General features: G+C 67.3%; 5 protein-coding genes and 1 pseudogene. 4 read left to right on the top strand and 2 right to left on the bottom strand.

From position 1 onward, the window contains the following. Positions 1–661 (bottom strand): TetR/AcrR family transcriptional regulator (locus ACIPIA_RS06405; protein ID WP_400507763.1); only part of this gene is annotated, 661 nt, incomplete at its 3' end. A gap of 156 nt (positions 662–817) precedes the next feature. On the opposite strand from ACIPIA_RS06405, the gene ACIPIA_RS06400 reads away from it, so the two are divergent. From ACIPIA_RS06400 to ACIPIA_RS06390, 3 genes are read left to right on the top strand one after another with little or no spacing between them, the layout of a single operon-like run. Further along, a complete protein-coding gene (locus ACIPIA_RS06400) occupies positions 818–1276 on the top strand; it encodes a (2Fe-2S)-binding protein (protein ID WP_400507761.1) in 459 nt (152 codons plus the stop codon). A 3-nt stretch (positions 1277–1279) separates the two neighbouring features. Beyond that, positions 1280–3460 (top strand): xanthine dehydrogenase family protein molybdopterin-binding subunit, encoded by a 2181-nt coding sequence (locus tag ACIPIA_RS06395; protein WP_400507760.1) that lies wholly within the window; start codon positions 1280–1282, stop codon positions 3458–3460. Next, a complete protein-coding gene (locus tag ACIPIA_RS06390; protein ID WP_400507758.1) occupies positions 3460–4131 on the top strand; it encodes an Isoquinoline 1-oxidoreductase subunit in 672 nt (223 codons plus the stop codon). Before ACIPIA_RS06395 ends, ACIPIA_RS06390 begins: the two co-directional genes overlap by 1 nt. On the opposite strand, the pseudogene ACIPIA_RS06385 reads toward ACIPIA_RS06390, so the two are convergent. Then, positions 4079–4603, bottom strand: a pseudogene (locus ACIPIA_RS06385) (type IIL restriction-modification enzyme MmeI); the annotation flags it as partial. The gene ACIPIA_RS06390 and the pseudogene ACIPIA_RS06385 overlap by 53 nt on opposite strands. Before the next feature lie 142 nt (positions 4604–4745). Here ACIPIA_RS06385 and uvrB point away from each other — a divergent pair. Next, on the top strand, positions 4746–7433 hold the full coding sequence (gene uvrB / locus ACIPIA_RS06380) for an excinuclease ABC subunit UvrB (protein ID WP_400507756.1): 2688 nt from the start codon (positions 4746–4748) through the stop codon (positions 7431–7433). Positions 7434–8192 lie beyond the last annotated feature (759 nt).

The following is an 8192-nucleotide window of genomic DNA, read 5'->3' as shown; positions in this document are numbered from 1 at the left end:
CTGTGACGGCGGCCGAGAACACCGACGCGATCGTCTTCAGCCGGCGCGCATAATCTTCGCTGCTCGGCGGAGTGCCGGTCTTGGCACCGGCCGCCGCGAACATCAGCCCGCCAATCCAGCTTTCGCTATCGAGGGATGCACGGGAGAGAATGATCTCTCCGCGATCCTGGGCATCCTGCAGCAGCTCTCGAGCGAACCCGGTGAAGATCTGCTCGAACGCCTGCAACTCGCGCGTTGCGATCGTGTTCATCACGGCCTTGAGCTCGACGAGATGTTCGCCAGTGCCGAAGCTCGCATAGGCAAGCCCGTGATGAGCCTGGAGCAGCGCGTTGAGGCGTTCCGGAAACGGCCCCGTGGTCGAAAGGACCTCACGGCAACGTGCCTCGACCCGGCGCGCGAGCAGGTCCAGCATGGCACGGAAGACATCGTCCTTGCCCTTGAAGTGGAGGTAGAGCGTCGCCTTGGCGAGCCCCGCCTCCTTCGCGATGTCGTCCATGGAGCTGCGCTTGTAGCCGTAGCGGGCGAAAAGCCGCAGCGCCGCGTCGGCGATCTGGTCGACGCGCACGCTGACGTCGTCGACGGGGAGAGAGCTGGAACTTTCGATTCTGTCCGGCATTGCAGCGTCAGTAGTCTTGACAAAATCCAAACTGCGCGCGACCATCCTAATTAGACTCAAATCGTCTACTTAGTCCAGTCGCGCGACCCAGGGCTTCGGATTCATCGCCCGCCATCTGATATGTCAGATCGGGCCATCGAGGGCGAGCCCTCGATCCGCACCATGGTGCCGCGCTGCGTCTTGCCAGCATCGGAGGCAACCATGGTCTCTCTCAAGGTCAACGGGACGACGCATTCCGTCGACGTCGACGACGATACGCCCCTGCTCTGGGCGATCCGCGACAATATCGGCCTCACCGGCACCAAGTTCGGCTGCGGCGTTGCCCAGTGCGGCGCCTGCACCGTCTTCATCGACGGCCAGCCCCTGCGCTCCTGCGTCACGCCGGTCTCTGCGGTCGGCACCAGCGAGATCACCACCATCGAGGGCCTCGCCGGCAAGGAGGCGGATGCCGTCCAGGCCGCCTGGATCGCCCGCGACGTGCCGCAATGCGGCTACTGCCAGTCCGGCCAGGTGATGAGCGCGATCGCCCTGCTCAGGGAGAACAGGAAGCCGAGCGATCGCGACATCGATCTCGCTATGAACGGCAACATCTGCCGCTGCGCCACTTACGTCCGTATTCGCGCCGCGATCCATGACGCGGCCCGTGCGCTGGAGATCTGAGCGATGACCGCGCATGACCCCAAGCTCTCCCGCCGCAGCCTGTTGGCAGGCGCCGGCGCGCTCGTCATCGGCTTCCACCTGCCGGGCGCCGCGAAGGCGCAGTCCGGCGCCGGCGCGGCCTATCGACCCGGTGGCAACGCCACCTTCGCGCCGAACGCCTTCATCCGCGTTGCACCCGACTCCACCGTCACCGTTCTGATCAAGCATATCGAGTTCGGCCAGGGCCCCTTCACCGGCCTCGCCACGCTGGCGGCCGAGGAGATGGACGCCGCATGGAGCCAGATGCGGGCCGAACATGCCCCGGCCGACGTCAAGCTTTATGCCAACCTCGCCTTCGGCGTGCAGGGCACCGGCGGCTCTACCGCCATCGCCAATAGCTGGGAGCAGATGCGCAAGGCCGGCGCCGCCGCGCGCATGATGCTGGTGCAGGCGGCTGCCGGCGCCTGGAACGTGCCGGTCGGCGAGATCAAGGTCGAGGATGGCGTGATCAGCCACGCTTCGGGCCGGAAGGGCTCCTTCGGCGAATTCGCGGAGGCCGCGGCCAGGCTGTCCGTGCCCGAGAACCCGCCACTGAAACCCGCCTCGGCCTACAAGCTGATCGGCAAGGAAGGCGCGGTGAAGCGCCTCGACAGCGCCGACAAGTCGCGTGGCAAGGCCCAATTCACCATCGACATCCACGCCCCCGGCATGCTGACGGTGGTCGTCGCCCGCTCGCCGCGCTTCGGCGGCAAGGTCGCGAGCTTCGACGCGGCCGAGGCGCTCAAGGTCAAGGGCGTCGTCGACGTGAAGTCGATCGGCTACGGCGTCGCGATCTATGCCAACGGGATGTGGCCGGCGCTGAAGGGCCGCGAGGCGCTGAAGGTCACCTGGGATGACAGCGCGGCCGAGAAGCGCGGCAGCCCCGAGCTCATCGCCGAATACCGCAAGCTCGCCCGGCAACCCGGCACCGTCGCCGGCAGCCATGGCGATGCCGAGGCGACGCTCGCCAGGGCCGATCGTGTCATCGAGGCCGAGTTCGTCTTTCCCTATCTGGCGCATGCGCCGATGGAACCGCTCGACGGCTATCTGGAATGGGACGGGCAAACCGCCCATGCCCGCTTCGGCAGCCAGTTCCAGACTACCGAGCACCAGACCATCGCGGCGATCCTTGGCCTGCCGCCGGAGAAGGTGATGCTGGAAACGATGCTTGCCGGCGGCAGCTTCGGCCGGCGCGCCCAGGTCAGCCAGCACCTCGCGGCCGAACTCGCGACAGTCGCCAAGGCGATCGGCCCGAACCGCCCGGTCAAGGTGGTCTGGACCCGTGAGGACGACCTGACGGGTGGCTACTACCGCCCGCTCTTCGTGCATCGCTTCCGCGGCGCGGTGAAGGACGGCAGGATCGCCGCCTGGTCGAGCACGCTGGTCGGCCAGTCCTTCTTCCTCGGCACGCCATTCGAGGCGATGGTCGTCAAGAACGGCATCGATGCGACATCGGTCGAGGGCGCCAACGAGATCTTCTACGAGGTGCCGGATTTCCGCTGCGAGGTGCACAATCCCAGGGTTGGCGTACCGACCCTCTGGTGGCGCTCGGTCGGGCATACCCATACGGGCTATGCCGTCGAGTGCTTCGTCGACGAGTTGCTGCAGGCGGCCGGGCAGGATGCGGTGCAGGGCCGGCTCGCGCTGATGGGCGACAAGCATCCGCGTGCGGCCGGCGTGCTCAGGGCGGTGGCCGAGCTCGCTGGCTGGAAGGGCCCGGGGCCGGTCGACGGCCGCGCCCGCGGCGTCGCAGTTGTCGAGAGCTTCGGCTCCTTCGTGGCCCAGATCGCCGAAGTCTCGATGGGGCCGGAGGGCGAGCCCAGGGTGCACAAGGTCTGGTGCGCCGTGGATTGCGGCGTCGCGGTCAATCCCGACATCATCCGCGCTCAGGTCGAGGGTGGCATCGGCTTCGGCCTCGGCCACGCCCTCTACGGCCAGATCACGCTCGATGGCGGCCGGCCGGTGCAGACCAACTTCCACGAATACCGTTCGCTGCGCATCCACGAGATGCCGGAGGTCGAGGTCAGGATCATCGCATCGACCGAGAAGCCGAGCGGCATCGGTGAGCCCGGCGTGCCGCCGATCGGCCCCGCCGTAGCCAACGCGCTCGCCGCGCTCGGACATGGCCGGCCGCGCCAGCTGCCGATGCAGGGAGGCAATGTCTGATGAGCCGGAACCTGATCCTCGCCGCAGCCGCGGCGCTCATCGTCTGCATCGGCGGCAGCGCGCTGACGCTGGCGCAGAACGCCGGTCAGGCCCAGCCGGGCGGCGCGACCCTGCGCCCGGCCTCAAGCTTCTCCGGCATCGCCAACCAGCGCGACCGCTCTGTCGCGCTGTTCAACGAGATGGGCAAGGTGCTCACCCACCCGCGCTGCATGAACTGCCACCCGGCGACGGAGCGGCCGCGTCAGGGCGATCTGCGCAAGCTGCACGAGCCCGTCGTGGTGCGCGGCAAGGACGGCCACGGCGCTGTCGGGCTGCCCTGCGCGACCTGCCACGGCAAGCAGAACTTCGACCCCGCCGGGGTCCCGGGCGACGGTCACTGGGCGCTGGCTCCGGCCTCGATGGCCTGGGAGGGCAAGTCGGTCGCTCAGATCTGCGAGCAGTTGAAGGACCAGAACCGCAATGGCAGCCGCGACCTCGCTGCACTGGTGAAGCACGTCACGACCGACACGCTCGTGCTCTGGGGCTGGAATCCCGGGAAGGGACGTCCGGCTTGCGGAAATCATCGAGAGGGACGCGGAAGCGGTGCCGGTCCGGGTACTGCGCATAGTTCTTCCCGAGCCCGGAAAAGTCCGCGTAGAGCTCGAAGCAATGGCCGACATCGCAGACGATGATGAAGGGTGGCCAGCCATGGTCTGCCGGCACCGCCTTCGCATAGCGCTCGGCCTGGTTGCGGGCGTTCAGCATGAACGGCTGGCGGCCATGTCCGGAGGCTGACCGGACGCGCGGTTGCGGCGCGCTCGCGCCGTCTCGTCGCATGTCTCCGTCCGCCGGCAAGATCTCCTTCGCGCCGCCTTTCAGCCGGCTCTGCTTGGCTTCGAGAACGAAGGCTCCCTTCTTGTAGAGGTCTATGCGCCCGGTGCTGTGCCCGCCCTGGCCGTCGGGAAAGCGTACGGGATATTCGAAGCGGTAGCTCACCGTGTCGGTGTCGCTGGTCGGGGGCTGCGGCGGCTCGACACCGATCAGCCGGCAGAACTCGCTCAGGAACTGCGCATAGGCCGCACGCTCCGCCCCTTCCGAGACGCGCCAGCGGGCAATGAAGGCCTCTGTTTCATCGCCCGCCGGCTCGGACCCGCCCCCCGACATGGTCCGTCCCTTCAGGTTGTCGCGTTATCAGTAATGCAAATTAAGATTGTATTCTTCGTTCCTGTCAACTCCTGTCACCAATCGCACCCGGCTCGCCGCGCACCCCCTCGCATCCGCGCCCGTTCCGCCCCATATTGCGGCCATGCCGAAAAGCTCCGACACCACCGCGACCAAGCCGAAAGCGGCGAAGAAGCCCGCTTCGGCGCGCACGCCGAATTCAAAGGCGACGAAGCCCGAGCTGAAGCCGCTCGAAGGCTATCTCGCCGATCTCCTGAACCCTGCGATCAACCGCGGCACGGCGGTGCCGGGCGGCGCCTCCGGTTTCAGCGACAAGCCGCAGGCGGGTTACGAGGCCGAGGCGCGCCCGGGCGACGGCGACGAGCGGCCGAAGAAGAAGCTCTCCAAGAAGGCGGATTCCGCCTTCATCGGCGCCGAGGGCGCGGCCGCCGCGACGGCAAGCTCGCTGCAGCATCTTCTGGAGACCGGCAGCCCCTTCATCCAGCCCGGCAAGCCCTGGACGCCGCACCGGCCGGAACGTCCCGAGAAATCGGAAGGCGGCATCGCCTTCACGATGAAGTCCGACTTCTCCCCGTCCGGCGACCAGCCGACCGCGATCGCCGATCTCGTCGACGGCATTCGCCGGCAGGAGCGCGACCAGGTGCTGCTCGGCGTCACCGGCTCGGGCAAGACCTTCACCATGGCCAAGGTGATCGAGGAGACGCAGCGCCCGGCGCTGATCCTCGCCCCGAACAAGACGCTGGCGGCCCAGCTTTACGGCGAGTTCAAGAGCTTCTTCCCCGACAACGCGGTCGAGTACTTCGTTTCCTATTACGACTATTACCAGCCGGAGGCCTACGTCCCGCGCTCGGACACCTATATCGAGAAGGAATCCTCGATCAACGAGCAGATCGACCGCATGCGCCATTCGGCGACGCGCTCCCTGCTCGAACGTGACGACGTGATCATCGTCGCTTCGGTGTCCTGCATCTACGGTATCGGCTCGGTCGAGACCTATACGGCGATGACCTTCTCGGTGAAGCTCGGCGAACGCATCGAGCAGCGCCAGCTGATCGCCGATCTCGTCGCGCTGCAGTACAAGCGCACCCAGCACGAATTCGCCCGCGGCACCTTCCGCGTCCGCGGCGACGTGATCGAACTCTACCCGGCGCACTATGAGGATCGCGCCTGGCGCATCGGCCTGTTCGGCGACGAGGTCGAGTCGATCTCGGAATTCGACCCGCTCACCGGGCAGAAGACCGGCGAGCTCGAATTCATCAAGGTCTACGGCAATTCGCACTACACCACGCCGCGCCCGACGCTGACCCAGGCCGTGAAGTCGATCAAGGAGGAGCTCAGGGGCCGCCTCGACGAGCTCAACCGGATGGGCCGCTTCCTGGAGGCGCAGCGTCTCGACCAGCGCTGCACCTTCGACATCGAGATGATCGAGGCCACCGGCTCCTGCAACGGCATCGAGAACTATTCGCGCTATCTCACCGGCCGTAAGCCGGGCGAGCCGCCGCCGACGCTCTTCGAGTATCTTCCCGATAACGCTCTCGTTTTCACCGACGAGAGCCACGTCACCGTGCCGCAGATCGGCGGCATGTACCGGGGCGACTTCCGCCGCAAGGCGACGCTGGCGGAATACGGCTTCCGCCTGCCGTCCTGCATGGACAACCGGCCGCTGCGCTTCGAGGAATGGGACGCGATGCGGCCCCAGTCGGTGCATGTCTCGGCCACGCCCGGCGGCTGGGAGATGGACCAGACCGGCGGCGTCTTCACCGAGCAGGTCATCCGCCCCACCGGGCTGATCGACCCGCCGGTCGAGGTCCGCCCGGCCAAGCATCAGGTCGCGGACCTCCTCGACGAGGTCAAGGAGGTCACCGAGCGCGGCTACCGCACCCTTGTCACCGTGCTGACCAAGCGCATGGCCGAGGATCTGACCGAATACCTGCACGAGAACGGCGTGCGCGTGCGCTACATGCACTCGGACATCGACACGATCGAGCGCATCGAGATCCTGCGCGATCTGCGCCTTGGCGCCTTCGACGTGCTGGTCGGCATCAACCTGCTGCGCGAGGGCCTCGACATTCCCGAATGCGGCTTCGTCGCCATCCTCGACGCCGACAAGGAGGGCTTCCTGCGCTCCGAGACCTCGCTGATCCAGACGATCGGCCGCGCCGCCCGCAACGTGGACGGCAAGGTCATCCTCTATGCCGACCACGTCACCGGCTCGATGGAGCGGGCGATGGCGGAGACCAACCGCCGCCGCGAAAAGCAGGTCGCCTATAACGAGGAACACGGCATCACGCCGCAGACGGTGAAGAAGAATATCGGCGACATCCTCGGCTCGGTCTATGAGCGCGACCATGTCACGGTCGACAAGGGGCTGGTGGCGCCGGCCTCGGGCCACAACCTCAAGGCCGCGATCGCCGATCTCGAGAAGCGCATGCGCGAGGCCGCGGCCGATCTCGAATTCGAGACGGCGGCCCGCCTGCGCGACGAGATCAAGCGCCTGCAGGCGACGGAGCTGGCGATCAGCGACGATCCGCTCGCCCGGCAGGGCGATGTCGAGGCCTCCGCCGGCAGGTACAAGGGCGAGCGCAGCTACGGCTCCAGCGCCAACCTGCCGCCGACCCGCGCCCGCAAACCGACCGACGAAGACATGGGTCCGCATAACTGGGGCGGCGGCGAGGGCAAGCCGAAAGCCGGCGAGAAGCCGAACCCGCTGCTGACGGGCACCTCACGCGTGCGGAAGCCGACACTGGACGAGATGGGCCCGGTGCCGGAATCGCGGCCGAAAGGGGCGGCGGAGAGGCGGAGAAGGAAGTAGGACTCTGAGTCCGGCATTTGTGGCGGGCGTCCCATCAGCGCTCCGCGCAGTCATCTCGGATCTGGGAGGAGGGAAGCGCGGTGCGTTTCTCGCATTTGGTCTTATGCCGGGGCTTGTGAGCATCCAGGGCTCGCGGCGCTGTTGACGAGGCCTCATCGGCGTTGGACAGCGCAGTCGCGGCAAAGTCGTGGATGGCCGGGACAAGCCCGACCATGACGGCGGCGACGCCATCGATCCACTCGCCATGACTGTCCCCTCCACCTCGTCCATGCCTCGCGCGATCTCGATCGACCTCGATGCGCGCGATGAGATGAACCGCGGGGAACCCCTCTCCCGGATGGCAGAGGGGCAGGGGTGAGGGCCTGCCGCTCATCGTTAAGCCGCGACGGCGCCGGGGCGCCGTCTATTGAACTCGCACACCCTCATCCGGCGCTCCGCGCCACCTTCTCCCATCCGGGAGAAGGGAAGGGCGTCACGGTTCTTTCGCCCCACGTCATGCTCGGCCTCGTGCCGAGCACCCGAGTCTTGCGACGCTGATCATGGATGATCGCATCGAGATCGGCTCGGGCAATCGCGGCCAAGACGTGGCTGGTCGGGGCAGGCCCGGCCATGACGGAAGGCGCCTGTCGGCGGCTCCCTCCGCCGCACCCTCAGGGCGAGATCGCGCGCAGGGCCCAGGCGCGGGCTTCCAGCGCGATCGTGCCGTCGCCGGCGATCGGGAGGCTGGCGTGCAGCCTGAGGCGCAGCTGCTCGCGTTGC

The sequence above is a fragment of the Allobosea sp. CER48 genome, from assembly GCF_044752385.1.
In the GTDB taxonomy this organism is placed as follows: Bacteria; Pseudomonadota; Alphaproteobacteria; order Rhizobiales; family Beijerinckiaceae; genus Allobosea.
Note: the sequence above shows the minus strand (reverse complement) of the source record. Positions and strands in the feature narration are given on the sequence as shown.